At 56.5% G+C, this 26,342-nt stretch carries 21 protein-coding genes, 2 pseudogenes and 1 riboswitch; of the genes and pseudogenes, 8 read left to right on the top strand and 15 right to left on the bottom strand.

The annotated features are described in order from the left end of the window. Window positions 1-6: 6 nt before the first annotated feature. The 3 genes and pseudogenes from HMPREF1487_RS05295 to HMPREF1487_RS05305 all read right to left on the bottom strand — a co-directional run bounded on the left by HMPREF1487_RS05295 (window position 7) and on the right by HMPREF1487_RS05305 (window position 2,969). Window positions 7-1,497 (bottom strand): NCS1 family nucleobase:cation symporter-1, encoded by a 1,491-nt coding sequence (locus HMPREF1487_RS05295; RefSeq protein WP_010795570.1) that lies wholly within the window; start codon window positions 1,495-1,497, stop codon window positions 7-9. Between the two features lie 391 nt (window positions 1,498-1,888). After that, window positions 1,889-2,499, bottom strand: a pseudogene (locus tag HMPREF1487_RS05300) (TetR/AcrR family transcriptional regulator). Window positions 2,500-2,564: 65 nt separating this feature from the next. Continuing rightward, complete coding sequence (locus HMPREF1487_RS05305; protein ID WP_010795573.1) at window positions 2,565-2,969, bottom strand: acyl-CoA thioesterase; 405 nt, start codon at window positions 2,967-2,969, stop codon at window positions 2,565-2,567. Window positions 2,970-3,155: 186 nt separating this feature from the next. Next, window positions 3,156-3,251, top strand: a riboswitch (S-adenosyl-L-homocysteine riboswitch). Window positions 3,252-3,320: 69 nt separating this feature from the next. Here HMPREF1487_RS05305 and ahcY point away from each other — a divergent pair. The 3 genes from ahcY (at window position 3,321) to HMPREF1487_RS05320 (ending at window position 7,784) form a co-directional block, all read left to right on the top strand. Continuing rightward, entirely contained in the window at window positions 3,321-4,727 is a 1,407-nt protein-coding gene (gene ahcY / locus HMPREF1487_RS05310; protein ID WP_010795574.1) for an adenosylhomocysteinase, read from the top strand. A gap of 117 nt (window positions 4,728-4,844) precedes the next feature. Beyond that, on the top strand, window positions 4,845-5,693 hold the full coding sequence (gene metF, locus HMPREF1487_RS05315; RefSeq protein WP_010795575.1) for a methylenetetrahydrofolate reductase [NAD(P)H]: 849 nt from the start codon (window positions 4,845-4,847) through the stop codon (window positions 5,691-5,693). Between the two features lie 147 nt (window positions 5,694-5,840). Further along, window positions 5,841-7,784: an RNA helicase RhlE2 gene (locus tag HMPREF1487_RS05320; RefSeq protein ID WP_010795576.1), complete on the top strand. Its 1,944-nt coding sequence runs from the start codon at window positions 5,841-5,843 to the stop codon at window positions 7,782-7,784. 87 nt (window positions 7,785-7,871) lie between these two features. Here HMPREF1487_RS05320 and adeC read toward each other — a convergent pair whose 3' ends face one another. The 6 genes from adeC to HMPREF1487_RS05350 all read right to left on the bottom strand — a co-directional run bounded on the left by adeC (window position 7,872) and on the right by HMPREF1487_RS05350 (window position 17,073). Next, entirely contained in the window at window positions 7,872-9,392 is a 1,521-nt protein-coding gene (adeC, locus tag HMPREF1487_RS05325; RefSeq protein WP_010795577.1) for an AdeC/AdeK/OprM family multidrug efflux complex outer membrane factor, read from the bottom strand. A gap of 2 nt (window positions 9,393-9,394) precedes the next feature. Continuing rightward, a complete protein-coding gene (locus HMPREF1487_RS05330) occupies window positions 9,395-12,532 on the bottom strand; it encodes an efflux RND transporter permease subunit (protein ID WP_010795578.1) in 3,138 nt (1,045 codons plus the stop codon). Between the two features lie 14 nt (window positions 12,533-12,546). Further along, window positions 12,547-13,761, bottom strand: a complete 1,215-nt coding sequence (locus tag HMPREF1487_RS05335) for an efflux RND transporter periplasmic adaptor subunit (RefSeq protein ID WP_010795579.1) — start codon at window positions 13,759-13,761, stop codon at window positions 12,547-12,549. A gap of 383 nt (window positions 13,762-14,144) precedes the next feature. Further along, a complete protein-coding gene (locus HMPREF1487_RS05340; protein WP_026003820.1) occupies window positions 14,145-14,723 on the bottom strand; it encodes a YceI family protein in 579 nt (192 codons plus the stop codon). 30 nt (window positions 14,724-14,753) lie between these two features. Beyond that, the gene (locus tag HMPREF1487_RS05345) at window positions 14,754-15,302 is read right to left on the bottom strand and encodes a cytochrome b (protein WP_010795581.1); all 549 of its coding nucleotides are present in this window, start codon (window positions 15,300-15,302) and stop codon (window positions 14,754-14,756) included. A gap of 196 nt (window positions 15,303-15,498) precedes the next feature. Then, on the bottom strand, window positions 15,499-17,073 hold the full coding sequence (locus HMPREF1487_RS05350) for a flavin monoamine oxidase family protein (RefSeq protein WP_010795582.1): 1,575 nt from the start codon (window positions 17,071-17,073) through the stop codon (window positions 15,499-15,501). A 131-nt stretch (window positions 17,074-17,204) separates the two neighbouring features. Here HMPREF1487_RS05350 and HMPREF1487_RS05355 point away from each other — a divergent pair, with 131 nt between their 5' ends. After that, window positions 17,205-18,608: an adenosylmethionine--8-amino-7-oxononanoate transaminase gene (locus HMPREF1487_RS05355; RefSeq protein WP_010795583.1), complete on the top strand. Its 1,404-nt coding sequence runs from the start codon at window positions 17,205-17,207 to the stop codon at window positions 18,606-18,608. Window positions 18,609-18,679: 71 nt separating this feature from the next. On the opposite strand, the gene trxB is transcribed toward HMPREF1487_RS05355, so the two are convergent. Next, on the bottom strand, window positions 18,680-19,642 hold the full coding sequence (trxB, locus tag HMPREF1487_RS05360; protein WP_010795584.1) for a thioredoxin-disulfide reductase: 963 nt from the start codon (window positions 19,640-19,642) through the stop codon (window positions 18,680-18,682). Window positions 19,643-19,819: 177 nt separating this feature from the next. Continuing rightward, entirely contained in the window at window positions 19,820-20,419 is a 600-nt protein-coding gene (locus HMPREF1487_RS05365; RefSeq protein ID WP_010795585.1) for a peroxiredoxin, read from the bottom strand. Between the two features lie 236 nt (window positions 20,420-20,655). Between HMPREF1487_RS05365 and cysZ the strand changes: the two genes are divergently transcribed. Then, window positions 20,656-21,426, top strand: a complete 771-nt coding sequence (gene cysZ, locus HMPREF1487_RS05370; protein ID WP_010795586.1) for a sulfate transporter CysZ — start codon at window positions 20,656-20,658, stop codon at window positions 21,424-21,426. A gap of 28 nt (window positions 21,427-21,454) precedes the next feature. Here the strand turns inward: cysZ and HMPREF1487_RS05375 are convergent, their stop codons facing one another. Together HMPREF1487_RS05375 and HMPREF1487_RS05380 are read right to left on the bottom strand one after the other, a co-directional pair. Then, the gene (locus tag HMPREF1487_RS05375) at window positions 21,455-21,937 is read right to left on the bottom strand and encodes a glutathione peroxidase (RefSeq protein WP_010795587.1); all 483 of its coding nucleotides are present in this window, start codon (window positions 21,935-21,937) and stop codon (window positions 21,455-21,457) included. Between the two features lie 126 nt (window positions 21,938-22,063). Next, window positions 22,064-22,549: an FKBP-type peptidyl-prolyl cis-trans isomerase gene (locus HMPREF1487_RS05380; protein ID WP_010795588.1), complete on the bottom strand. Its 486-nt coding sequence runs from the start codon at window positions 22,547-22,549 to the stop codon at window positions 22,064-22,066. Between HMPREF1487_RS05380 and HMPREF1487_RS26690 the strand changes: the two are divergent. Together HMPREF1487_RS26690 and HMPREF1487_RS05385 are read left to right on the top strand one after the other, a co-directional pair. Then, window positions 22,518-22,818 (top strand): annotated as a pseudogene (locus tag HMPREF1487_RS26690) (DUF3565 domain-containing protein). The gene HMPREF1487_RS05380 and the pseudogene HMPREF1487_RS26690 overlap by 32 nt on opposite strands. A gap of 109 nt (window positions 22,819-22,927) precedes the next feature. Beyond that, window positions 22,928-23,857, top strand: a complete 930-nt coding sequence (locus HMPREF1487_RS05385; RefSeq protein WP_010795589.1) for an acyltransferase — start codon at window positions 22,928-22,930, stop codon at window positions 23,855-23,857. Here the strand turns inward: HMPREF1487_RS05385 and HMPREF1487_RS05390 are convergent. Both HMPREF1487_RS05390 and HMPREF1487_RS05395 read right to left on the bottom strand, forming a co-directional pair. Then, on the bottom strand, window positions 23,839-24,624 hold the full coding sequence (locus HMPREF1487_RS05390) for an oxygen-binding di-iron domain-containing protein (RefSeq protein WP_010795590.1): 786 nt from the start codon (window positions 24,622-24,624) through the stop codon (window positions 23,839-23,841). The genes HMPREF1487_RS05385 and HMPREF1487_RS05390 overlap by 19 nt on opposite strands. A gap of 63 nt (window positions 24,625-24,687) precedes the next feature. Continuing rightward, window positions 24,688-25,272: an acyl carrier protein phosphodiesterase gene (locus tag HMPREF1487_RS05395; RefSeq protein WP_010795591.1), complete on the bottom strand. Its 585-nt coding sequence runs from the start codon at window positions 25,270-25,272 to the stop codon at window positions 24,688-24,690. Between the two features lie 82 nt (window positions 25,273-25,354). Here HMPREF1487_RS05395 and HMPREF1487_RS05400 point away from each other — a divergent pair, with 82 nt between their 5' ends. Beyond that, window positions 25,355-26,320: a 2-hydroxyacid dehydrogenase gene (locus tag HMPREF1487_RS05400; RefSeq protein WP_010795592.1), complete on the top strand. Its 966-nt coding sequence runs from the start codon at window positions 25,355-25,357 to the stop codon at window positions 26,318-26,320. Window positions 26,321-26,342 lie beyond the last annotated feature (22 nt).

The following is a 26,342-nucleotide window of genomic DNA, read 5'->3' on the forward strand; positions in this document are numbered from 1 at the left end:
GGGCCTTCACAGCGAAGGCCTGGCCAGCGGCACCGGGCTGCGATGACGCTGCCCGGCACAGGCAAAGTAGATCACCCCACCAAGTGCCGAACCGGTAAACCAGCCGTAATCGTAAAACCAGGTCATGACACCCGTTGTCAACGCCATGAGCGTCAGCACGACAGGAATACCGAACGCAACGAAACCCGCCACGTTGTAGGCTGGGTAATAGTCGTCACAGTATAACCCGGCCAGATCAAGCTGCTGCTTTTTCACGATGAAGTAGTCCACCACCATGATGCCGGCGATGGGTCCCAGAAGACTGGAGTACCCCAGCAGCCAGTTCGAGTACACGCTCTCCAAGCTGACATCCGAGACAATCCAGCCTAGTTTCTTGAGCAGTTCATGGGCCATCAGCGCCAAGCCCACCAACCCAGTTATCAATACGGCTCGGGTCCGATTGATGAGCCGGGGCGCAAGATTCTGGAAATCATTCGTGGGCGAAACGATATTGGCAGCTGTATTGGTCGACAGCGTCGCAACTACGATCAAGGCCATGGCCAAGGCGACCCAAACAGGGCTCTGGATATGACCGATAAGCGAAACCGGATCAGACACCGTCTCGCCCACCAGGGCCGCCGAAGCGGCCGTCATTACCACGCCCAGGGAGGCAAACAGGAACATGGTGACCGGCAGGCCAATTACCTGCCCTATGATCTGATCCTTCTGGCTTCTGGCATAGCGACTGAAGTCTGGAATGTTCAGCGAGAGAGTCGCCCAGAAACCCACCATGGCAGTCAGGCCTGCCAGAAAATACTTGGTCACCCCCTCGCCTTCCGGTCGTTTGGCTGGCTGGGACAGGAGCTCCGTCATCGACACATGGGGCATCGCCCACATCAGAAGACCGACCCCGACAAGTAACAGGAGCGGCGCAGACAAGGTCTCCAGCCACTTGATTGACTCGGCGCCTCGAATGACCACCCATAGATTGGCCGTCCAGAACACCATGAAGCCAATGACCTCACCCGTACTGCCCAAGGCCTTCCAGCCCTCGAAAAGTGACCCGAGAAACAGGTGAATCGCCAAACCGCCAAACATTGTCTGGATGCCAAACCAGCCGCAGGCCACGACTGCTCGAATCAGGCAGGGCACGTTCGAGCCCAGAATACCAAAGGAGCTGCGCAGGAGGACCGGAAAAGGAATCCCGTACTTGGTGCCTGGAAATGCATTCAATGTCAGGGGAATCAGCACGATCAGGTTGGCCAGCAGAATGGTAACCAGCGCCTCGCCCACTGATAATCCAAAATAAGCCGTCAGTACGCCACCCAGGGTGTACGTGGGTACGCAGATGGCCATGCCCACCCACAGCGCTGCGATATGCCACTTATTCCAGGAACGCTCCGCTACCTGAGTAGGCGCCATGTCGTGGTTATAACGTGGGCTGTCCAGAACATCCGGGCCGGCATGAAGCTCATGAAGACCATCGCGCACAATCACTTCGGATCTGTTGTATGGCATGGCATGCTCTCCCTGTTTTCTCTCATAGGGGTGAGTAGGTCCTGCTAGCAGGCTGATCGCCCTTTCTCTCAATAAGCGTGCCGGAACCGTGATCGAAAACAGTCAGGGGAGCGGGCCTTGCGCTAAGTCCTTGATATCACACCTGGAATATTGGTTTGCCTAGCAAGGCAATGGCAGCTGATCACCGAAGCGAAGCGTCCTAACAGCGTTGTCAGGAATCAAACTGGTGCAGAAAAAAGGCAGTGTGATCGCTTGCAAGCGTTGCAAAAGCAACCAACTCATTGATTAAGTTCAGAAAAGCCAAGCCATAGCCTGTGCAACAATTTGGTGAGCGACGATCACCAAGGCAGCGCCGGATACCCTTTATTCCTGACAGCTACGTTAGGAATGCTCAAGGCTCCAGACCAATTCCTCGCAGGATAACCGCCGTCACCGTCTGTACAGCCTGCTCGAATTGCCGATCGCTCAAGGGCATATGGCCGTTGATTAAGTCGATCTGATAATTGAAATCTGCATAGTGCTGGGTCGAGGCCCAGAGCAGATAAGCCGGCTCTACCGGCAGGATACGTTTGTCATCCACCCACTGCTTGATCTTGGCCTGCTTGAGTCTGGCCCACTCCATCAGGTGTTCATCCAGAGCGGCCCCAGCAGCGGTGCACCATGCATGATTTCGTTGGCCCAGATCTTTGAGCCATAAGGGCGAGTACGGGAGTGGTTCATCTTGGCGCGGATATAGCTCGTCAGCACTACCCGGGGATCATCGAACTGCTCGAAACAGATGGCATCCTGTTTCCAGAGTTCCAGTAATCCGAGCACCACCTCACGGTACAGGTCATCCTTGGTCGAGAAGTAATAATGCAGGTTCGACCGCGGCAGCTCTGCTTCCTGGGCAATATCGCCCATGGAAGCAGCACCAAACCCTTTCTCGGCAAACACCTTTTCGGCAGCCAGCAATATCTTCTGCGTATTCCTGCGGCGGATCTCGATCTTGTGATTAGCCATGGCATTTCCGATACGAGCAGTAAACGCCAAGGCTACCCCAAGGTCTGTCGCGAACCTAGAGCGACTCAGGCGCCCTTTTCTTCATCCTTGAACTGATCTTCGATGTACGTGATCTTCGTCTTGCCATGGGGAGTCGGATTACCCTCCTCGTCCAGGTTGACAAAGACGATCTTGTCGATGGTCAGAATGCTCTTGCGGGTAATCTTGTTGCGGACTTCACAGCGCAGGGTAATGGAGCTGCGGCCAAATTCAGTAGCCGTGATCCCTAGCTCGATGATGTCACCGATACGCGATGCGCTGACAAAATTGATCTCGGAAATATATTTGGTGACGACCCGCTGGTTGCCCAACTGAACGATGGCATAAATCGCAGCCTCTTCGTCTATCCACTTCAGCAGGCTGCCGCCAAACAGAGTGTTGTTGGCGTTCAGATCCTCGGGCTTTACCCACTTGCGTGTATGGAAATTCATGTCGTCTCCTTGAGTAATAGCGGTCCACAAGCTTAACCCCTTCCGCCGGTTAGAGAAGCCACCAAAGCGGTCGTTCCTCTCTATGCAGTCAATTACTGATCATCATGAATCCGGTACACCTACAAAGCCTGGGGATTGCCCGCTATACTTCGAGCCCATGGCGATTTTCAAATCGCCACCCGCCATCCTACCGAGGGGCGCTGCAGCAGGGTTTCCCTGTCAGGCTCGGGGGAGCGTAGCCGCAGGCCTAGCCTGCACACGCATCAACGGCGCCCATTCGCATTTACAGCTGTCCTGCAGCGGCACGTTATCGCCGGGGCAGCCAACAACTTCGAACGAATGGAGAGCTTAATGAGCGCTGTTATCACGCCTGCCGGTTTCAACGACTACAAGGTTGCCGACATTTCCCTGGCTGACTGGGGCCGCCGCGAAATCATCATCGCCGAGTCCGAAATGCCAGCCCTGATGGCCCTGCGTCGCAAGTACGCCGGCGAGCAACCGCTCAAGGGTGCCAAGATCCTGGGCTGCATCCACATGACCATCCAGACTGCCGTGCTGATCGAAACACTGGTCGCGCTGGGCGCTGAAGTGCGTTGGTCCTCCTGCAACATCTTCTCTACCCAGGATCAGGCCGCAGCCGCCATTGCCGCTGCCGGTATTCCTGTCTTTGCCTGGAAAGGTGAAACCGAAGAAGAATACGAGTGGTGCATCGAGCAGACCATCCTGAAAGATGGCCAGCCTTGGGATGCCAACATGGTCCTGGACGATGGTGGCGACCTGACCCAGATCCTGCATGACAAGTACCCGCAGGCCCTGGAAAAAATTCACGGCGTTACTGAAGAAACCACTACTGGTGTACATCGCCTGCAGGACATGCTGAAGAAAGGCACCCTGAAGATCCCGGCGATCAACGTCAATGACTCCGTTACCAAGAGCAAGAACGACAACAAGTACGGCTGCCGTCACAGCCTGAACGACGCCATCAAGCGCGCTACCGACCACCTGCTCTCCGGCAAGCAGGCGCTGGTTGTCGGCTATGGCGACGTAGGCAAGGGTTCTGCTGCCTCCCTGCGCCAGGAAGGCATGATCGTAAAGGTGTCCGAGGTCGACCCGATCTGTGCCATGCAGGCCTGCATGGACGGCTATGAAGTCGTTTCGCCCTACAAGAATGGTCAGAACGATGGCACCGAAGCCTGCGTTGATGCCGACCTGCTGGGCAAGATCGACCTGATCGTCACCACAACCGGCAACGCCAACGTCTGCGACGCCAACATGCTGAAAAAGCTGAAGAAGCGCGCCGTGGTGTGCAACATCGGCCATTTCGACAATGAAATCGATACAGCCTTCATGCGCAAGAACTGGGGCTGGGAAGAAGTGAAGCCGCAGGTTCACAAGATTCACCGCACCGGTAAGGACATCGATCCGGCCAACGATGATTATTTGATCCTGCTGGCCGAAGGTCGCCTGGTCAACCTGGGCAACGCAACCGGCCACCCAAGCCGCATCATGGACGGCTCCTTTGCCAACCAGGTTCTGGCGCAGATGCACTTGTTCAACGAGAAGTTTGCCGACCTTCCTGTAGTCGAAAAGACCAAGAACGTCACGGTCATGGTTCTGCCCAAGAAGCTGGACGAAGAAGTGGCGCTGGAAATGGTCAAGGGCTTCGGCGGTGTCGTGACACGTCTGACCAAAGAACAGGCGGACTACATCGGCGTTGAGCAGGACGGCCCGTTCAAGCCGGAAACCTATCGCTACTAAGCGGTAGGCATCAATCGACACGGAGAAGGTCTTCCCCTTCTCCTCGGCAGTTCAGGACAACACCGCCCAAGCGGCGGTGTTTCTTGAGGAAGCGCCAATGCGCTCCAGGGATTACCCATGACTCGTACCACACCCAACGTCAGTTTCGAGTTCTTCCCGACGAAGACCGAAGCCGGCCACGAAAAATTGCTCAATACTGCTCGCCAGCTGGCCGGCTACTCCCCAGAATTCTTCTCCTGCACTTATGGTGCTGGCGGCTCGACCCGGGACCGTACCCTCAATACCGTTCTTCAGCTCGACAGCGAGATTCGGATTCCTACAGCGCCCCACCTCTCCTGCGTAGGCGACTCCAAGGCCGAATTACGGGACCTGCTGATTCGCTACCGTGAAGCGGGCATCACGCGTATTGTGGCACTGCGCGGTGATCTTCCTTCCGGCATGGGGATTTCCGGCGGCGAACTGCGTTACGCCAACGAGTTGGTCAGCTTTATCCGCGAAGAAACCGGCGATCATTTCCACATTGAAGTTGCCGCTTATCCGGAAGTTCATCCCCAGGCACGCAACTTCGAAGCCGATCTCGCCAATTTTGTTCGCAAAATCAAGGCTGGAGCCAACGGCGCGATCACACAATACTTTTTTAATGCCGACAGCTACTTTCATTTTGTCGACAGAGCGTGCAAGCTAGGCGCAGACGTACCCATCATTCCTGGCATCATGCCGATTACCAACTACAGCAGCCTGGCTCGCTTTTCCGAAGCCTGTGGCGCCGAAATCCCACGCTGGATTCGCAAGCAGTTGGAAGCGTATGCTGACGATGTCAAAAGCATTCAGGCGTTTGGCCAGGAAATCGTGACAGACATGTGTGAACGCTTGCTGGCCGGCGGAGCGCCTGCCCTGCACTTCTACACATTGAATCAGGCTGAACCCAGCCTGGCCATTTGGAATAACCTTGGCTTTAAAAGCTGAACATCATCGCCTGGAGCCATTTTCCAGCCTTCCACCCAGCGCAGGGCGGTAGCGTGTGGAGAAGACGAACACATTATTGTCGTCCGTTTCAGGCGAAACCGCGCCCCAACGTCGGCGGGACGCCGACTTAGTAGACAGGAACCCCGCATGTCCTTCACTTCCCTCGGTCTCTCCGAGGCCCTATCCCGCGCAGTAAACGACGCGGGTTATGTCAACCCGACTCCCGTTCAACAACGGGCCATTCCCGCTGTACTGCAAGGCCGTGACCTGATGGTTGCCGCCCAGACCGGTACTGGCAAGACGGGTGGATTCGCCCTCCCCGTTCTCGAGCGGCTCTTTCCGAACGGACAACCTGACGGCAAAAAAGCCGGTCCGCGCCAAGCCCGTGTGTTGGTATTGACGCCTACCCGGGAGCTGGCCGCCCAAGTGCATGATAGTTTCAAGATCTATGCACGCGACCTTCCCATGCGTAGCACCTGCATCTTTGGTGGTGTTGGCATGAAGCCCCAGGTCACTGCGCTCTCCAAGGGCCTTGACGTCCTGGTAGCGTGCCCTGGTCGTCTTCTGGACCTTGCCGGTCAGAATAACGTCGATCTGTCAGCCATCGAGATTCTCGTGCTGGACGAAGCTGACCGCATGCTCGACATGGGCTTCATTCACGACGTGAAGAAGGTTCTCGCCCTGCTTCCCAAAGAACGGCAGAACCTGCTGTTTTCGGCAACGTTCTCCAAAGACATTACCGATTTGGCCGACAAGCTCCTGCGTAATCCCGAGCGCATCCAGGTCACGCCGCCAAACACCACGGTCGAACGTATCGAGCAGCGTGTCTTCCGTATTGCCGCTGCCCAGAAACGCGCCTTGCTGGCTCATCTGATTACTCTTGGCGCCTGGGAACAAGTGCTGGTCTTCACACGGACCAAGCACGGTGCCAACCGCCTGGCCGAATACCTGAACAAGAACGGCCTTCCGGCTGCGCCTATCCATGGAAACAAGAGCCAGAACGCACGTACCAAAGCGCTGGCCGACTTCAAGGACAATTCCATTCGCGTGCTCGTAGCAACCGATATTGCCGCTCGCGGTCTGGACATCGACCAGCTTCCCCATGTCGTCAACTTCGAGTTGCCGAACGTGGAGGAAGATTACGTACACCGCATCGGCCGTACAGGTCGTGCCGGTCGTAGCGGCGAAGCCATATCCCTTGTGTCTCCCGACGAGGAGAAACTGCTGCGCGCCATCGAGCGCCTGACCAAGCAGAACATCCCTGACGGTGACATGCAGGGCTTTGACCCTGCCAGCGCACCGGTTGAGAAAGTGGAAGCGCGTGAGCCACGCGAGCCCCGCCGCCAGGCACGACAGCCACGTGCACCCCGCAAAGAGCAGCCTGCAAGAGCAGCGGAAGGTGAAGTTTCTGCTGAACACGCAGCACCACAGCACGAGGAGCGGCAGGCACGCCAGCCACGGCGTGGCCGCCAGCAGAACCAGAGTCAGGGTCAGGACCAGGCACGCGCCGGTAGAAACAAGCCACGCCAGGAGCGCAGCGGCGAGCGCCAGCCCCAGCAGACAACTCAGAGCCCCCAGAACCGCGATCCGGAAGAGTTTCTGGATGACGATTTCGATAACTTTGGTAACCGGGTCGATTATGTCAGCCCTTATCAAGGCAAGAATCGCCGTAATGGTGGTCCGCGTCGTCCAGGTCAAGGGCAACCGCCGCGTACCCATAGCCAAGGCGCAGCGACTTCAGGCGCTACGGCTCAAGCACGCCCGCCTCGTCCTAGACAAGGTGCGGCCAATGCCAGCAACGCGCCTGCAACCGATAGTCGTGGCCCAGCTCAGAACAAGCGTCGCAACAAGCCGGCCGGACAACGTCCCCGTCAGGAGAATCGTCCTTACCAGCCACGCGAACCCCGTGAGCCGCGTCCCGCTATGACAGAGGAGCGTGCACCCAACAAGCCGCAACCTCGCATTCTGCACAAGCCTTCTCGTGCAGACCGCATGCTGACGCCTGAGCAGCTGGATTCGCTCCAGGTTCGTCCAAAGGCTGAAAAGCCTGCCTTGCTGACACGTAATCGCTCGGCTGACTCTGACGCTTGATGCGTTTTCCCTCCAGCGCAGGCTGGAGGGAAAAATAGGCATAAAAAAAGCCGACTCAATCGAGTCGGCTTTTTCATGTCTGCCTTACTAGCGCTTTGATGTGATTGCGGGCGTCGCACTGACGTTGTTATCCGTCGTACGCTCCAACCAGCCACCGCCTAACGCCTTGTACAGCGTCACACTGCTGCTGAGCTGATTAAGGCGGTCTGCGAGCAGCTGCTCCTGAGCCGAATATAAGGATCGCTGCGCATCAAGCACAGTCAGGTAGTTATCGATGCCCTGACGGTAACGCTTCTCAGCCAGATCGTAATACTCCTGACTTGCCGTCACCAGATCACGCTGGGCCTGAAGCTGGTCATCATAGGTTCCCTGTGCAGCTAGAGAATCAGACACTTCCCGGAAGGCTGTCTGGATGGCTTTCTCATACGCAGCGATATTGATGTCCTTCTGGATCTTGGCCGCATCGAGGCTTGCCTTCAGACTACCGGCGGTAAAGATCGGGATATTGATGCTGGGTGCGAATGTCCAGTATCCCGAATGGGCATCAAACAAGCCAGAAAGCTCCCGGCTACCCGTTCCACCCTGGGCGGTCAGGCTGATGCTTGGGAAGAACGCTGCCCTGGCGGCTCCAATATTGGCATTGGCTGCCTTGAGGTTAAGCTCGGCCTGCAAAACATCCGGACGGCGCTGTAACAGCTGCGACGGCAAGCCAGCTGGCAGCTTGGCCAGCAGGTCATTGTCATCCAGGCTCTTGCCGGCCGGTAGATCGGTCGGCAAGGGCGCGCCCAACAGCAACCCCAGCGCATTGCGATCCTGCGCCTCCTGACGAGTGTACTGCGCAAGACTCGCCCGAGCGCCCTCCAGCGCCGTACGGGACTGACGTAGATCCAGACCGCTACCCACCCCATTATCCAGCAGACGCTTGGTCAGATCGAATGAGCGCTGATAAGCGTCCAATGTATCGCGGGTAAGCTGGAGCAATTTCTGATCGGTTTTCCAGGTGAAGTAGGCGTTGGCCACTTCGGAAATCAGGCTGATCTGGGTACTGCGCCGCGCCTCAACGGTTGCAAAATAACTTTGTAAGGCCTGCTCATTCAGACTGCGCAGCCGACCGAACAGATCCAGCTCATAGGCCGACATGCCAAGCGTTACCGTGTATTGGCTGTTGATCGAGCCGCTACGAGAGCTTCCCGCGCCAGCCTGACCAGTGTTTTGCAGCAACTCCTGGATCGCCGCTGCCGAGCTCATGTCTGCCGGCGTACGCGTCCGCGAACCATTGGCATTGACGCCAATGGTCGGGAACAGCTCTGCACGCTGGATACGATACTGCGCCTGATACAGGCGAACATTCAGAGCCGCCTGCCGCAGATCACGGTTGTTATCCAGAGCGACTTGAATTAGACGCTGCAATTGCGGATCGCTATAGAACTCACGCCAGCCAATATCGGCCGTGTATTCCGAACCACTGCTGGTTGGATTGCCTTTGTACGCCTCGCCTTGCGGCCAAGCGTTTTCCACAGGCGATGCAGGCCGCTCGTAGTCGGGAATCAGGGTGCAGCCCGAAAGCAGCACTGCACCTATTGCGATGGATAAAAGAGACTTCTTCATACTCAATGTCTTCCCTCGGCGCCTGATTCCTGATCACGTGAAGCCTTGTCCTTGAACAAACTGCTGACCACGACGTAGAACATGGGAATCCAGAAGATCGCCAAAACGGTTGCGGTTACCATCCCGCCAATCACGCCCGTACCAACCGCATGCTGACTACCGGAGCTGGCACCATTGGAGATGGCCAGCGGAACCACGCCCAAGATAAAGGCCATGGACGTCATGATAATCGGGCGTAGACGCATCCGTGCGGCTTCTACGGCGGCATCGACGATGTTCTTGCCGCCCTCGTGCAACTCCTTGGCAAACTCCACGATCAGAATCGCGTTCTTGGCTGACAAACCAATGGTGGTTAGCAGGCCCACCTGGAAGAACACGTCGTTTGCCAAACCTCGGAAGTAGGTAGCCAGGAGCGCACCGATCACGCCCAGCGGTACTACCAGAATGACCGCAATCGGGATCGACCAGCTCTCATATAGTGCTGCCAGGCAGAGGAAGACCACTACCAGGGACAAGGCATACAAGGCAGGTGCCTGCGAACCTGAAAGTCGCTCTTCGTACGACATGCCGGTCCAGGCAATACCAACGCCCTGCGGTAGCTCCTTGGCCATGTTCTCGATTTCGGTCATGGCATCGCCCGTACTGTAACCAGGCGCAGGAGAGCCCTGGATCTCGACAGACGAGATACCGTTATAACGCTCAAGCTTGGGTGAACCGTAGACCCACTCGCCATGGGCAAAGGCCGATACCGGCACCATCTCGCCATTGCTGTTACGTACGTACCACTTGCTCAGATCTTCCGGGTTCATCCGTGAATCGGCTTCGCCCTGTACATACACACGCTTTACGCGGCCTCTGTCGATGAAGTCATTGACGTAACTGGAGGCCCAGGCAATTGACAAGGTCTGGTTGATATCGGTCTGGGACAGACCTAGCGCACGGGCCTTTTCATCGTCGATGATCAGCTTGTACTGCGCTTCGTCATTCAAACCATTGGGGCGAGTCTGAGTCAGCTTCGGATTCTGTGCCGCCATGCCCAGCAATTGATTCCGCGCCTCCATCAACTTCTCATGGCCAAGGCCGGAGTTGTCCTGAAGATAGAAGTCGAAACCGGTAGCGTTACCCAGCTCAAGTACCGCTGGCGGAACGATGGCAAAGATCATGGCATCCTTGATCTGCGACAGATAACCCATGGCGCGTCCGGCTACAGCACTGGCGCGGTCCTTGGCATCCGGACGATCTTCCCAAGGCTTGAGCTGAACGAATGCAAGGCCGGAGCTCTGACCACGGCCGGCAAAGCTGAAGCCGTTGACCGTAAACATGGAGCTGACTGCCGACGGCTCGTTCTTCATCATCATTTCGCGCATCTGATCCAGCGCAACCTGGGTACGTGCCGCAGACGATCCGGTTGGTGTGGTTACCTGCACGAAAATTACGCCCTGGTCTTCCTCAGGCAGGAAGGATGATGCAATGCGGGTAAACATGAACGCCATGCCAGCCAGAATGACGACATATACCAGCAGGAACGGTACCTTGTGACGGATAACAGTAGCGACGCTGCGCTCATAACGGTTGACGCCACTGTCGAACTTGCGGTTGAACCAGCCAAAGAAGCCGCGCTTCTCGTGATGGTTCTTGTCGACCGGCTTGAGGATCGTGGCACACAGCGCTGGCGTCAGGATCAAAGCAACCAGCACCGATAGGGCCATAGCGGAAACAATGGTAATCGAGAACTGCCGGTAGATCACCCCGGTCGAGCCGCCAAAGAAGGCCATCGGCACGAATACCGCTGACAGCACCAGAGCGATACCCACCAGCGCGCCCTGGATCTGGTCCATGGACTTGCGGGTCGCTTCCTTGGGACTTAGCCCCTCTTCCGCCATGACCCGTTCGACGTTTTCCACCACAACGATGGCATCGTCCACGAGCAGACCAATCGCCAGCACCATCCCGAACATGGTCAGGATATTGATGGTAAAGCCTGACGCGAACAGGATACCGAACGTACCCAGTAAGACGACCGGAACTGCAATAGTCGGGATCAAAGTGGCTCGGAAGTTCTGCAGGAACAGATACATCACGAGGAATACCAGCAGAATCGCCTCGCCCAGTGTCTTGACCACCTCATGAATGGAGGCAGTTACTACAGGTGTAGTGTCGTACGGGTACACCACTTCCATGCCTTCAGGCATGAACGGCTTGAGTCGTTCAATGGTCGCACGAACGGCCTTGGACGTATCCAAAAGGTTAGCCCCAGTTGCCAGACGCAGCGCCATACCCGACGCAGGCTTGCCGTTGAACTGGGCGTCGATCGAATAATTTTCACCGCCCAGCTCGATACGTGCGACGTCACGCAGCCGCACCTGGGAACCATCGGGATTGACCTTCAGGAAAATGTTACCGAACTGCTCTGGGGTTTCCAGACGGGTACGGCCAATGATCGTAGCGGTGAGCTGCTGGTTTTCAACGGCAGGCAAACCGCCCAGCGAGCCCGAAGCCAACTGGACGTTCTGGCTCTGAATGGCATTGGAAACATCTCCGGGAATTAACTGATATTTATTCAGTTTGGCCGGATCCAGCCAAATACGCATGGCGTACTGCGAGCCGAAGACCTGGAAATCACCTACACCCGGGGTCCGCGCGATGGGGTCACGCATGTTGGATACGATGTAGTTGGACAGATCCTCACGAGTCAGGGAGTCGTTGTTTGACACCAGACCCACCACCAGCATGAAGTTACGCTGATACTTGGCCACCCGAAGGCCCTGCTGCTGCACCTCCTGAGGCAGAAGCGGTGTCGCCAGCTGCAGCTTGTTCTGTACCTGAACCTGCGCAATGTCCGGGTCCGTGCCTTGGTTAAAGGTCACGATAATGGTCATGCTGCCATCGGAGTTGGACTCCGAGGAGAGATAACGCAGGTTGTCGATCCCGTTCATCTGCTGCTCGATGACCTGGACGACTGTATCCTGAACGGTCTGTGCCGACGCGCCGGGATAGCTCACCTGGATCGAAACAGCCGGTGCCGCGATGTTTGGGTACTGGTTGATCGGTAGGTTAAGAATGGCGAGACCGCCCGCCAGCATGATCACCAGGGCAAGTACCCAGGCGAAAATGGGGCGGTCAATAAAGAATCTTGACATCGACAGCGGCTCCCTTATTGCTGCTTGTCGGCACTACCCTGCTGAGCAGGTTGTGCCGAATCGCCAGGCCCAGCCACATTGGTGGCCGGCTTGGTCGTAACCGAAGCACCCGGGCGAATACGCTGCAGGTTTTCCGTAATCAATTGGTCGCCCGCCTTCAGGCCATCGGAGATCAGCCAGTTGGTGCCGATCGTACGCTCGGTCTTCACGGTACGCTGCTCGACCTTGTTGTCCGGCGTAACAACCATCGCTACGGCGTTACCTCTCAGGTCGCGCGAGATGCCCTGCTGTGGCGCCAGGATAGCCGTCTGACGGACTCCTTCCTGCAGTTGCGCACGCACGAACATGCCTGGCAGCAACAAACGGTCAGGGTTGGGAAACTCTGCACGAATGGTAACCGAGCCGGTTCCCTGATCCACTGACACCTCAGAGAACTGCAGCTTGCCCAGATGCTTGTATTCGGAACCGTCTTCCAGCATCAGCTTCACCTGGGCGGCATCCTCACCCGCCCGCTTGATCAGACCGCTGTCCAGCTCACGTCGCAGACGCAGCATCTCGGTACTGGACTGCGTCACGTCCACATAAATGGGATCAAGCTGGTTGATGATGGCCAAGGCAGTCGCCTGATCAGCAGTAACCAGAGCACCTTCTGTCACCAGTGAACGACTGATCTGTCCCGAAATCGGCGCCGTCACCTTGGTATAGGCTAAATTAATCTCTGCAGTACGCAGATCAGCCTTGGCAGTCTCTACCTGGGCTTCGTTCTGCTTGAGAGTCGCCTGGGCGTCATCCGCTTCCTGGCGGCTAATCGCTTCGTCTTTTACCAAGGCAGCATAGCGCTGGGCCTTGAGCCGGTTGGACGCCATAGTCGCCTGCGCCTGTGCCAAAGTGGCCTTGGCTGCATTCAGGTTGGCCTGATAGGTGCGAGGATCGATCTGATAGAGCTGCTGGCCAGCCTTGACCTCAGAACCTTCCTTGAAGTAACGCTTCTGGAGAATACCACCGACCTGAGGTCTGACTTCCGCTACACGGAATGCCGAGGTCCGGCCAGGTAATTCAGTCGTCAGGGTAACCGGCTGTTCCTTGAGCGTAACCACACCCACTTCAACCGCTTGTGGCTGCTGTTGCTGAGCCTGCTGATCCTGATCCTGCTTACCGCATCCATTGAGCGTCAGCGTCGCCAGTAATAAAACCGGGACAAAATAAGCATGCGCCGACTTGATGTGCATATCGGAGTCCTTGAACAAAACCTTTGAATAGGGTGCTAGGCAACGCGACGCTATGCGGCCGCATCATTCTTGGCAGATTCTTGTGATCGCCCAATATACTTACGTACATGGTTGTTTGTAAACAGGAACAAGTCGCCTGCGGGGACTTATCCAAGCGATTGAAAAAACCATTTGGCATCTTGCTCCTGAGCTTTCAACAGACCCGCATTCGATGTGATGCGTTTCATGGTTAACAGGCTAGAGCACTGCTGAACTTGGTTATTTAGCCTAGACAGTGTGCAGAAGTTATGAAGATTTAAAGGCTATTATCACGTTTGTCAGACTAGGCCCATAAAAAAAGCGCAGCCCTTGCGGAACTGCGCTTTGTGTATCGAAATATTTAGTTACTGGCGTACACCTTCCAGTGACAGGGTCAACTCAACCTCTTGCGAAGCCGGACCCAGGTCACGTTGGATGTTGAAATCCTTGAGCTTGAGCTTGGTCGAGCCTTCAAATCCGGCGCGGTAGCCACCCCACGGGTCATTGCCCTGCCCCATCAGCTTGGCCTTGATCACGACAGGCTTGGTCACGCCGTTGAGCGTCAGATTGCCTTCGATGTCAGCTGCATTATCACCTGTCGGCGTCACCTTGGTGGACTCGAAGGTTGCCGTCGGATGCGCTGATACGTTCAGGAAGTCGGCGCTGCGTAAATGCTTGTCACGTTCGGCATGGTTGGTGTCGACGCTATCGGTCTTGATCGTAACCTTCACCTTGTCTGCAGACGGATTTTTTTCGTCATAGGTGAAATTGCCATCAAAATCCTTGAATGTCCCATAGAGCCAGCTATAACCCAGGTGCTGAATACGGAACTGGATAAAGGCATGCTGCCCTTCCTTGTCGATCTTGTAATCGGCGGCCATGGCGTGGCCGGCGGTCAACAGTGCAGTTCCCAATGCCAGAGCAGCGAAGCTTTTCTTCAACATCATGATGTCTCCCTTCTGAAATAGGTCACGTCATGCCCGGCGTCGGCCGAACATGCGTAACAATGTGGCATCGCGGTCGATAAAGTGGTGCTTGAGCGCGGCAAGTACATGCAGCCCGCTCAGAATGATCAACGTCCAGGCCAACCAGAGATGAATCGCCCCAGCCCAATCAGCCTGATCACGCAACCCACTGACGGTAGCCGGCACATTGAACCAGCCAAATACGTTGATCGGTTGGCCTTCAGCCGTCGAGATGAAATAACCGGCGACCATAACGCCCAGCATGAGTGCATACAGCGCCAGATGGCCAAACGTGGCAGCCAATTGAGTCGTTCGGCTTCCTTCGATGGCAGGCGGCCGGCTGACGAAACGCCAGACGATACGCATGAGCAGAGCAATCAGCAGAATGATGCCGATGCCCTTGTGAATCTCGGGTGCTCGGTGATACCAGGGACTGTAGTAATCAAGCCCCCGCATCCACAGTCCAAGCCAAAAGAGGGCAACGATGGCGATCGCCATCACCCAATGCAGGGTTACGCTGACAAGCCCATAGCGATGCGGATCGTTACGCCAATTCATCATGAATCTCCTTGTTCATGCTGCTAGCAAGCCTAGCGATAAACGTATCGAAATGAAGCGGAAAAAGTTGCTTTAATCGATCGTTTTATTAGATAGAACAAGATGATAACTCTGGCTGAACGGAAAACGTAGGTGCTAGAGGGGTAAGGCTAGAAGACCGCCCGGCAGGACGCCAGGCGGTGAAACATGTCGTAAATCAATGCATCCAGGAGAACATGCGAGAAAAGAAGCCCTTTTTCTCGTCAGTAGCTTTAGGTGCTGCGTCAGGCGCAAGGCTGGCAGGCTTGGCATCGGTAGGCTTGGTCTCAGGCGCAGCGGATTTGCCTGCTGCGAGATCTTCGACCTGTCGAGCGGCCCGCTGACCGCTGGCCAAGGCGCCTTCCAATGTCCCCGGATGCAGCGCATCGGTATGCTCGCCAGCAAAGACGACGCGCCCCTGAGGCTGCTCCCATACACGCCAGTAACGGCTGACCTGCCCCGGGCCATAGGCCAGATAGGAACCACCTACACCTGGGTCGGTGCTGTAGCGACGCACTTCGTAGCCGGAAAATGCACCGCGAGCCTTGGGATAAAAAGCGTTCAGACGGATCAGGACTTGATCTGCCAACTGGCGATCTCCGAACGCCTGCATCACGCGGGCATTATCACCGGACAGATTGATCAGCACGTTGGCGCCACCTTTCACGGCCGGCTCGATCCACAGCATGCCCAGCCCCTGATCACTATAGATTTCGCCAGACAGACGAGATTTGCTGTCCCAGACCGGCGTCTTGAACTTCAGAAGAATCTGGTCTCTCCATCCATAGTTCGTGCCTTTGAGCGCAGCCCGCTGTGCCTCGGCCAGTTCCGGCGTCATTTGGATCGAGCTTAAGGCACGCAGGGGCACTGCCATGACCACATAATCGGCATGGTACCCCGTAGGCCCTACCTTGACGGTCACGCCATCCTTGTCCTGCGAGATAGCCGACACCTTGGAGTTGGGCTTGAGCGTCTTGATCTGCTTGACAAATGCCTGGGCCAGCACGGTACTACCACCCGGCAGACGGGCCGCACGCAGATCGGCGTCACTGATATCCCGGTAGGCGCGGGTCTGCTGAGCCAGATACAACAGCGACAGGCGCGATGGCTCATCATAGCGGCTACGGATACGCTGATTGATCAGTTTGCGCGCCAATGGCGGTAGGTTCTGCTTATCCAGCCAGCTGGCCACGTTCGTCTGATCCAGTGCGAACAGGCCTTTTCCAGCGGTCGGCTTGAGCGGATCGCTGATTGATGCCGCAAGCTCATCCAGCGCCTTGTCGACGCGCTTGAGTGCAGCGCTCACGTCCGGCATTTTTTGAGCAAGATCTTCTGGCGAATAATACTGCCCATCGATTAGATAACCCGGCGTGCGCACATAGCTAGGTGCATCGACCGTCTTGATCTTGAAGGTATCCAGATAGCTATTGAGGGCCGGCTGAGCCTTGGCATTACCGATCCACTCACTGGTCGCCAGCGCTGAACGTCCGCCAACACTGGGCTTGGCTTCAAGTAGCGTCACCTGCCAACCGGCTTTTTGCAGCTCATAGGCCGAGGCCAGACCGGCCATGCCGGCGCCGATTACGATGGCCGACCGACCATTACCTTTGGCAACAGGCTGCTCCGATTCCTTTGCGGTCGGTTTTTCCGCATGCTTTTCAACATGCTTTTCCACCTTGCCTGCAGCCAGCGCAGATACGCTGAACAACCCATAAACAGCAAGCGCTCCGAGACGCGCTACACGTACCGACATCTTTCAGACTCCTCAGCCCCAACGGCGGTGCGCAGCATACGCCAGCGAAGCGGCATCCACTAGACGCGCCTTGCTACCGTTCGGAGCATTGCATAGGCTTGCCAGCCAAATGTGTTTGGAGGATGACCTTTATGGGCCTGAATGCCGAGTGGATGCAGCGTGACCTGGATGTGTTGTGGCATCCCTGCACCCAGATGAAAGACCATGAGCGCTTGCCAGTCATCCCGATCAAATCTGGTCGTGGTGTATGGCTGGAAGACTTTGAGGGCAACCGCTATCTTGATGCGGTCAGCTCGTGGTGGGTCAATGTATTTGGTCATGCCAACCCACGTATCAACCAGCGGATCAAGGATCAGGTCGACCAACTGGAGCATGTGATTCTGGCCGGCTTCAGCCACCAGCCTGTGATTGAGTTGTCCGAACGGCTGGTGCAGCTGACCCCAGCGGGCCTTGATCGCGTCTTCTATGCCGATAACGGATCGTCCTGCATCGAAGTTGCGTTGAAAATGAGCTATCACTACTGGCTCAACAGTGGAAAGCCAGAAAAGAACAAGTTTGTCACCTTGACCAACAGCTACCATGGCGAAACGGTAGCGGCCATGTCGGTAGGCGATGTTGCGCTTTTCACCGAAACCTATAAATCGCTCTTGCTGAATACCTTCAAGGTTCCCAGCCCCGACTGTTACCTGCGCCCGGAAGGCATGGATTGGGAAACGCATTCCCGCGCCATGTTTGCCCATATGGAGCAGACCCTGGCGGAGCATCATCAGGAAGTAGCCGCTGTCATCGTCGAGCCGCTGATTCAGGGTGCCGGTGGTATGCGCATGTACCATCCGGTTTACCTGAAGCTACTGCGTGAGGCCTGTGACCGCTATGGCGTGCATCTTATCCACGACGAGATCGCCGTCGGCTTTGGCCGTACCGGAACGATGTTTGCGTGCGAGCAGGCCGGTATCCGCCCGGATTTTCTGTGCCTGTCCAAGGCTCTTACAGGCGGCTATCTGCCTCTTGCAGCCTGCCTCACTACAGATGACATCTACCAGGCGTTCTATGATGAATACGATACCCTGCGTGCGTTCCTGCATTCCCACAGCTACACAGGCAACCCGCTGGCCTGCGCTGCAGCCCTGGCAACGTTGGATATCTTTGCAGAAGACAAGGTAATAGAGGCCAATCAGGCACTGGCTGCAAGGATGCAACAGGCCACCCGGCATCTGGTGGATCATCCCAATGTCGCCGAAGTGCGCCAGACCGGAATGGCGCTCGCCATCGAGATGGTTCAGGACAAAGCCACCAAGACACCATTCCCCTGGCAGGAACGACGTGGCCTCAAGGTATTCCAGCATGGACTTACCCGGGGAGCCCTGCTTCGTCCGCTGGGTAACGTGGTCTACTTCTTGCCGCCCTACATCATCACGCCAGAAGAGATTGATTTCCTGGCCGAGGTCGCCAGTGAAGGAATCGACATAGCCACCCGTGAAACCGTACAGGCTCCAGTGAGCGGCTTTCATCCGAATCATCGCGACCCGGGTTGATTCAGCCAAACAAAAAAGCCCCGCACAAGCGGGGCTTTCTCATGAAACCACAGGGTTTACCAGAGACTGGCTTACCAGAGGTTATCGCCCAGGCCATCCAGGTAGCGCTCGACATCCAGCGCAGCCATGCAGCCAGCGCCTGCCGAGGTAATCGCTTGGCGGTAGGTGTGGTCGGCGATATCACCAGCAGCAAACACACCCTCGATGCTGGTTGCCGTAGCATTGGACTCACGGCCGCCCTTGACCACTACATAGCCATCCTTCAGCTCAAGCTGACCTTCGAACAGCGAGGAGTTTGGCGTGTGGCCAATCGCAACGAACAGGCCGGCAACCTGGATTTCATCCATGCTGCCATCGTTGTTCTTCAGGCGAACACCAGTAACGCCCATATTGTCGCCCAGCACTTCGTCTACAGCTGCGTTGAGCTTCAGCTCGATCTTGCCTTCGGCCACACGGGACTTCAGCTTGTCCTGCAGAATCTTTTCAGCGCGGAACGTATCGCGGCGGTGGATCAGCGTGACTTTGCTGGCAATGTTGGCCAGGTAAAGCGCTTCTTCCACAGCAGTGTTACCACCGCCCACTACAGCCACTTCACGATTACGGTAGAAGAAACCGTCACAGGTAGCGCAGGCCGATACGCCCTTGCCCATGAAGCTCTCTTCGCTGGTCAGGCCCAGGTAACGGGCACTGGCGCCGGTTGCGATGATCAGTGCATCACAGGTATAGGTGCCACTGTCACCCGTGAGGGTGAAAGGCTTGTTGGCCAGATCCACACCGTTGATATGGTCGAACACGATCTCGGTTTCAAAGCGCTGGGCATGCTCACGCATCCGCTCCATCAGCGCAGGCCCTGTTAGATCGTGAGGGTCGCCCGGCCAGTTGTCTACCTCGGTCGTGGTAGTCAGCTGTCCGCCCATCTGCATGCCAGTAATCAGTAACGGCTTGAGGTTGGCGCGTGCAGCATAGACTGCCGCGGTGTAACCGGCAGGGCCGGAACCGAGAATGATGACTCGAGCATGACGAACTTCAGACATGTTTGTCTCCATGCCGCGCATAGGGCGTCGGCACACGTGCTAATAATAAAAAGGGCTGTCGAAGCACCAGGGGAAGGCTTACAAAGTCGACAGCCCGCGAACCGTGCGGGATTTCCCGCTTATTGTCCAGAACCTTGTCTGGATGACAGGCCCGTATAGGACCTGCCTGCCCAATAGTTACAGATTATGAGCGTTTTCAGCCAAGTAGTTAGCAACGCCCTCTGCGTCGGCCTTCATACCTTTCTGCCCCTTGCGCCAGCCAGCCGGGCAGACTTCGCCATGCTCTTCGGTGAACTGCAGTGCCTCAACCAGACGCACCATCTCATCCACTTCCCGGCCCAGCGGCAGGTTGTTGACCACCTGGTGTTGCACGACGCCTTCCTTGTCAATCAGGAAAGACGCTCGCAACGCCACGCCATCCGAATGCTCGATGCCATAGGCGCGAACTACTTCGTGCTTGACGTCAGCCACCATGGTGAACTCGACCGGGCCAATGCCGCCTTTCTCTACTGGCGTATTACGCCAGGCGTAGTGCGTGTAGGTAGAGTCAATGGACACACCAACGACCTCTACGCCCAGCTCACGGAATTTAGCGATGCGGTTATTGTGGGCAATGATTTCCGACGGGCAAACAAAGGTGAAATCCAGCGGCCAGAAGAACAGCACAACGTATTTGCCACGCAAAGTGGACAGCTGGAAGTTCTCGACGATAGTACCGTTAGCTAAAACAGCTGGAGCTGTAAAATCCGGGGCCTGCTTGTTTACCAGAACGCTCATTAGCCTCTCCTTAACGCGATAAGGCAGCAGCCTACGCGGCTTGCCGCTTTGGATAAAATGGCGAGTTTTAATCCAAATCATAGGCATAACCTATGCGGACCCGCCTGATGTCGGACACTATGGTACGCCACAACGCACAACCCTAGAATCACGTCACGGCTGTTTACAGGTCACTATTGGCATTCGACCGTAATAAGGCTTCATTATTGCGCTCTTACTCGCTACCGGAGTTTTGAATGAGCAAGCCTTTATCCGGCCCTTTGTATTTCAGTGAAGGCCTGAAACTGATCCTGCGGCCTGGCCTGCGTCGCTTTGTCGTACTGCCCCTGTCGATCAATCTTATCCTGTTCATCGCAACGATCAGCTTTGCGCTAAGCAAGTTCAATGGCTGGGTGCATCATCTGATGCCTTCCATTCCTTCATACTTAAGCTTTCTGGATTATGTACTGGTACCGTTGCTGTACGTTTTTTTCTTCGTACTCGTCCTGTTCATGATCTATTTCACGTTCACCATGGTGGCTAACATCATTGCGGCACCTTTCAACGGCTTTCTCTCTGAGAAGGTTGAGGTCGTGGTACGCGGCCAGGACGACTTCCCGCCGTTCAGCACGGGAGAGTTAGTTGCCATGATTCCCAGAACCATGGCGCGGGAATTCAAAAAACTGCGGTACTACCTACCCCGTGCACTGGGGTTATTGGTGCTCTCGTTCATTCCAGGGCTTAATCTGATTGCTCCACCGCTTTGGCTGCTGTTTGGCGTCTGGATGATGGCGGTGCAGTACATCGACTATCCAGCGGACAACCACAAGCTGGGCTTTACCGAAATGCTGGCCTGGTTACGTAGCAAGCGGACACGCTGCCTGGGATTTGGCGGAATTACGTACCTGGCCCTTCTGGTCCCGGTCGTGAACGTTCTGTTCATGCCTGCAGCAGTGGCCGGCGCGACGCTGTTCTGGGTCAGAGAGGGTGGCGCAAAGGCATTGCCTGCAGCGGGGGAGCCTCGGTAACTGCGCGGCTCGCCCCGCCGCCTTTGCGCTAGGGAAGCGCTTTCTCGATGGCCTGAACCAGATTGGGATCATCTGGCGCAGTTCGTGGGCTGAAACGAGCCAGAACCCGGCCATCGGGACCTACCAGGAATTTCTCGAAATTCCAGGTGATCTCTCCGGGAAACTCCGCACCTTCACCAGCCAACTGCCGGTACAGGGTATGACGTGTCGGGCCGTTTACCTCGATCTTGCTCGACAGGGGAAACGAAACGCCATAGTTCGTGCTACAGAATTGTTGAATATCCGCATCGCTTCCAGGCTCCTGGCCTGCGAATTGATTGCATGGAATGCCCAGGATGACCAACCCGCGGTCGCGGTAGGTCTGATACAGCGATTCCAGGCCCGCATATTGCGGGGTCAATCCGCATTTGGATGCCACATTAACCACCAACACCACCTTGCCTTTGTAAGGTGCCAGGGGGAGATCCTTCCCATCCAGCCCTTGCAAGGTGAGATCGTGGAACGCACTCATGATGTGCTCCTTGTGAATACAGTAGGCGTAAAAAAAGCGTCCGACCGGGCTGTTCCCTTTCGGACGCTCTCGCTTGGACATTCTAGTGTGGGTTCGTTCCCGCCACACCAGGATTTCCGTCGCGTTTTAGTGCTGATGACCACCTTCACCGTGTACGTGACCGTGAGCGACTTCTTCAGAAGAGGCATCACGCACGTTCACAACCTTGACCTTGAAGTTCAGGCGCTGGCCAGCCAGCGGGTGGTTGCCGTCAACGGTCACGTCATCGCCATCGATGTCGCGCACGGTAACGATCTGCATGCCGCCGTCTGGACCGGAAGCGTGGAATTGCATGCCCACTTCCAGCTCGTCCACACCTTCGAACATGCTGCGGTTCAGGGTAGCGACCAGCTCAGGGCTGTACTCGCCATACGCATCTTCAGGCTCGACGGCAACGTTGAGTTCATCGCCAGCCTGCTTGCCTTCGAGCGAACGCTCAAGGCCCGGAATGATGTTGCCTGCACCGTGCAGGTATACCAGCGGGGCGCCGCCAGCGGAACTGTCGATAACCTCACCGGCGTCGTTGGTCAGGGTATAGTCGATGGAGACCGCTTTGTTGGCCGCAATCTGCATGGTAAAAACCTTTGAATAAGATGAATGAAAGGTCAAGTGTACGCGGCAATCGCCCCGATTGCGACCCACCGCCATCAAAGCAGACGAGTGTCATTCTGGATTTTTATCAGGATGAAGAGGGTCATTGGGTAGTTTTATTGAGTTGTGGACACAGCCAGCACCTCCGCCACGACCCGCCCTGGCAAACCCGTGCCTGGGTAAACGACGAGGCGCAGCGCTTGAAGCATATCGGACAATCATTTCCATGCGGCTGGTGCGCCAAAAGCTGAATGGCATGAGGTCAATCCGGTTTAATCCTGCCGTGAGCGCTTATGAAGCATGTTTCCCGACGCTGGCTTGTTTTATGATTTGCCGCCTTTTTGCTGTTGGGAACGCTTGATGCTTCATTATCTACCTAGCCTGGTCCGTGGTCTTGTGGGCGGCCTGCTCCTAGCGGCCAACACCCTGTTCTGGTGCTGGCCACTGTTTGCCGTAACGCTACTCAAGCTGTGCCTGCCCTTCCCGACTGCACAACGGCTGTCCAGACGCCTCATGAATGCCATCCACGAGGCCTGGATCAGTGGCAATCATCTCTGGATTCGCCTGACGGGTCGCATCCACTGGGACGTCCGCGGGCTCGCCAGCCTCGATTACAAACACTCCTATCTGGTGACCAGTAACCATCAGAGCTGGGTTGATATCTTTGCGCTCCAGTACCTGATGAATCGCCATATCCGTCCGCTCAAGTTCTTCCTCAAACAAGAGCTTATCTGGGTGCCTGTCATTGGATTGTGCTGGTGGGCACTCGACTTTCCCTTCATGAAGCGCTACTCGAAAGCGTATCTGGCCCGCCATCCTGAAAAGCGTGGCAAGGACCTTGAGACTACACGTCGGGCCTGCGCGCGCTTTCGCGATACGGCGGTGGGAATCTTCAATTTTCTGGAAGGAACCCGTTTCACCCAAGCCAAACATGACGCCCAGCGCGCGCCGTATCGTCACTTGTTGAGCCCGCGTGCGGGCGGTATCGCCTTTGTGCTGGATGCGATGGGAGAGCAGCTGCATTCGCTGGTCAACGTTACCATCCACTATCCCAACGGAACGCCGAGCCTTTGGGATCTGCTCTCCGGCCGGATTGCAGCCATTGTCGTGCGTGTCGAAGAGATTGCCATCCCCGCAGCTTTTCTGGGCAAGAGCTACGACCTGGACAGCGAATACCGCGCAGCCTTCCAGGCCTGGGTTAACCAGCTTTGGACAGCCAAGGATGAACTGCTGGAGCGGCTACATCAGGAGTATCCGCCCAAGCATTACCTTCATGCAGGCAAGCGATAGTCTTCCTGCGTCATTAGGTCGATCCCGCATTCCAGGGTTTCGATCCAGTCCAGAAACGCCTTGATCACGGGCGGCGACGCAAAGGGCCGCCCGTGCTGAGGCACAATCATGGCAACATTCATTTCCCTGACCATGCCTGCCCATAGCCGGCAGGCCTTGTTGCAGGCCATGTAGCGTCGATGAAAGCACTCCATGCTGGGCATGTGAGCCTCGAAATTCTCGACCGGTGCCGCGTCATCCACGAGTGAGGCGCCCATATCGCCCGAAAAGAGAATTCGACTGACAGAATCGTATAGCTGGAAATTACCGACTGAATGCAGAAAGTGGGCGGGAACGGCCATGAGGGTGCATTGGCCCAGCCGGAAAGATTGGCCCCGATCAGGCAAGGGTATGATTCGCTCAAAGACCGACAGGTTGTGACTAATGGACAGATAACCGGCCGTCAAATGCGGCAGAAAGCGTGCCCACAGCTTCGAGCAGATGACCTGAGCCCGCGTATGCAGCAGCCATTTGTCCAGCGCCGCGATAATGTCGGGGTCCTGGTGCGATGCAAAGATATAGGTCAGATCCTGCAGCGGAATATGCCTGGACAGCTCCAGCGACAGCGGCGTATAGGTCAGATCACCGCCGGGATCCAATAGTAGATATTCATCATGATCGATGATGAGAAACTGGTTGGATTGCACTCCGTCTCCTGTAACCAGGCTATCGAAGCACAAACATTTATGGGAGCCGTTATCAAACAGCACAGTGGGATCGCGGCGCATAGGGACCTCGCGTAATAGCGCGGTGACTCTATGCGCACAAGCCGTTGCGCATGTTGACCTGAATCAATAGCGATCCCGCTGCGCCTGACGAACGAACGCCAGCAGTTCGGGATAAAAGTCAAAGAAGTCCTGCTCAAGCAACGCATAACGCGCTTCTACTTCCGCAAAGGCGCCCTCAAAGAGTACAGGCCGGGACAGTCGACTCGCCATACCATTGATGACCTGTTCGATGATCCTGAATTCCTGATAACTGCCTAGCCAGTCCTGAGCTGCCATACGCGGCGCGATCCTCGCCAGCCTTGGCGGCAAATCAGGCTCCGACAGCAGAATACGATAGAACCGCGCAATAAAAGCCTCTAATGGCTGGTCGGCGTAAGCAGTCCAATGCCGGCTGAGGCAGTGATCGAAAAAGACATCGACCAGGATACCGCTGACGCGCCGGCGCGCCTCGGGAAAGCGTGCACGGGCACGATCGATCAAGGGATGGCTGTCGGTAAAGGCATCAATACGGCGATGCAGGCGGATAGCCTGTTCGATAGCCAAGGGCCAGCGATTATCGAGAGGACCTTTGACGAAGTCACCGTAAAGACTTCCCAGCAGCTGTTCACGATCTGAACCGCCAAGATGAAGATGAGCGAGATAATTCATACCTGTCAGCTTACTACCTTGCCCCTGCGCCAGGGGCTTCTGCTAGGCTGGCAGTTCCGGCCAATAATCATAAGGACACCCCATGAGCCTAGCCCGTCGTGCCGCCTTTCTGGATTATGCCTCATTGGACCTGGGAGATCTGGATCCAGCTCCGTTGAAGGCAGTCTTCAGCGAATTCCACGTCTATCCGGCCACCGCGCCTGACGAGATTATCGAGCGCCTGCAGACGGTGGAGGTGGCTATCGTGAACAAGGTCAGCCTGACCGCTGACTGCCTTTCTGCATGCCCATCGCTCAAGCTGGTACTGGTCAGCGCCACCGGCACCAATAATGTGGATCTGGACGCAGCACGCCAATATGGGATAACCGTCTGCAATTGTCAGGGGTACGGCACGCCTTCCGTTGCACAACACACACTCGCGCTCCTGCTGGCCCTGGCCACGCGACTGTCGGATTATCAGCGCGATGTTCAGGCTGGACGTTGGCAGGAAGCCAAGCAGTTCTGCCTGCTCGACTATCCCATCATGGAGTTGGAAGGCAAGACGCTTGGCATCCTGGGTCACGGTGAGCTTGGCGGTGCAGTTGCTCGCCTGGCGGAAGCATTTGGCATGCGTATCCTGCTGGGTCAGTTGCCTGGACGGCCAGTGCGCGAAGGCTATATACCGCTGGAAGCGCTACTGCCCCAGGTAGACGCGTTGAGCCTGCATTGCCCCCTTACCGACGCCACGCGCAACCTGATCGATGCTCCGCAACTGGCTGCCATGAAGTCCACCGCTTTTCTGATCAATACGGCTCGAGGCGGTATCGTGAACGAACAGGCATTGGCCGACTGCCTGCGGAGCGGTCATCTGGGAGGCGCCGCCACGGACGTCCTCACCCAGGAGCCGCCAAAAGACGGAAATCCCCTGCTCGCCCACGACATTCCCAGGCTTATCGTGACGCCTCATAATGCATGGGGAAGCCGGGAGGCTCGCCAGCGGATCATCGGTCAGCTGACTGATAACGCAACCGCCTTTTTTGCGGGCGCGCCGACTCGCACGGTCTGCTAAGCTTCGCGCTTTTTTACCGAGG

This window comes from Pseudomonas sp. HPB0071 (assembly GCF_000478505.2).
Classification (GTDB): domain Bacteria; phylum Pseudomonadota; class Gammaproteobacteria; order Pseudomonadales; family Pseudomonadaceae; genus Chryseomonas; species Chryseomonas luteola.

Excerpts from the sequence above, each read along its gene's own strand:
- cysZ (WP_010795586.1), top strand. The coding sequence starts at position 20,656 with ATGAGCAAGCCTTTATCCGGCCCTTTGTATTTCAGTGAAGGCCTGAAA.
- adeC (WP_010795577.1), bottom strand. The coding sequence starts at position 9,392 with ATGAAGAAGTCTCTTTTATCCATCGCAATAGGTGCAGTGCTGCTTTCG.
- metF (WP_010795575.1), top strand. The coding sequence starts at position 4,845 with ATGACTCGTACCACACCCAACGTCAGTTTCGAGTTCTTCCCGACGAAG.
- HMPREF1487_RS05295 (WP_010795570.1), bottom strand. The coding sequence starts at position 1,497 with ATGCCATACAACAGATCCGAAGTGATTGTGCGCGATGGTCTTCATGAG.
- HMPREF1487_RS05365 (WP_010795585.1), bottom strand. The coding sequence starts at position 20,419 with ATGAGCGTTCTGGTAAACAAGCAGGCCCCGGATTTTACAGCTCCAGCT.
- trxB (WP_010795584.1), bottom strand. The coding sequence starts at position 19,642 with ATGTCTGAAGTTCGTCATGCTCGAGTCATCATTCTCGGTTCCGGCCCT.
- HMPREF1487_RS05305 (WP_010795573.1), bottom strand. The coding sequence starts at position 2,969 with ATGAATTTCCATACACGCAAGTGGGTAAAGCCCGAGGATCTGAACGCC.
- HMPREF1487_RS05345 (WP_010795581.1), bottom strand. The coding sequence starts at position 15,302 with ATGAATTGGCGTAACGATCCGCATCGCTATGGGCTTGTCAGCGTAACC.
- HMPREF1487_RS05320 (WP_010795576.1), top strand. The coding sequence starts at position 5,841 with ATGTCCTTCACTTCCCTCGGTCTCTCCGAGGCCCTATCCCGCGCAGTA.
- HMPREF1487_RS05380 (WP_010795588.1), bottom strand. The coding sequence starts at position 22,549 with ATGCAGATTGCGGCCAACAAAGCGGTCTCCATCGACTATACCCTGACC.
- ahcY (WP_010795574.1), top strand. The coding sequence starts at position 3,321 with ATGAGCGCTGTTATCACGCCTGCCGGTTTCAACGACTACAAGGTTGCC.
- HMPREF1487_RS05400 (WP_010795592.1), top strand. The coding sequence starts at position 25,355 with ATGAGCCTAGCCCGTCGTGCCGCCTTTCTGGATTATGCCTCATTGGAC.
- HMPREF1487_RS05350 (WP_010795582.1), bottom strand. The coding sequence starts at position 17,073 with ATGTCGGTACGTGTAGCGCGTCTCGGAGCGCTTGCTGTTTATGGGTTG.
- HMPREF1487_RS05375 (WP_010795587.1), bottom strand. The coding sequence starts at position 21,937 with ATGAGTGCGTTCCACGATCTCACCTTGCAAGGGCTGGATGGGAAGGAT.
- HMPREF1487_RS05355 (WP_010795583.1), top strand. The coding sequence starts at position 17,205 with ATGGGCCTGAATGCCGAGTGGATGCAGCGTGACCTGGATGTGTTGTGG.
- HMPREF1487_RS05340 (WP_026003820.1), bottom strand. The coding sequence starts at position 14,723 with ATGTTGAAGAAAAGCTTCGCTGCTCTGGCATTGGGAACTGCACTGTTG.
- HMPREF1487_RS05395 (WP_010795591.1), bottom strand. The coding sequence starts at position 25,272 with ATGAATTATCTCGCTCATCTTCATCTTGGCGGTTCAGATCGTGAACAG.
- HMPREF1487_RS05390 (WP_010795590.1), bottom strand. The coding sequence starts at position 24,624 with ATGCGCCGCGATCCCACTGTGCTGTTTGATAACGGCTCCCATAAATGT.
- HMPREF1487_RS05385 (WP_010795589.1), top strand. The coding sequence starts at position 22,928 with ATGCTTCATTATCTACCTAGCCTGGTCCGTGGTCTTGTGGGCGGCCTG.
- HMPREF1487_RS05330 (WP_010795578.1), bottom strand. The coding sequence starts at position 12,532 with ATGTCAAGATTCTTTATTGACCGCCCCATTTTCGCCTGGGTACTTGCC.
- HMPREF1487_RS05335 (WP_010795579.1), bottom strand. The coding sequence starts at position 13,761 with ATGCACATCAAGTCGGCGCATGCTTATTTTGTCCCGGTTTTATTACTG.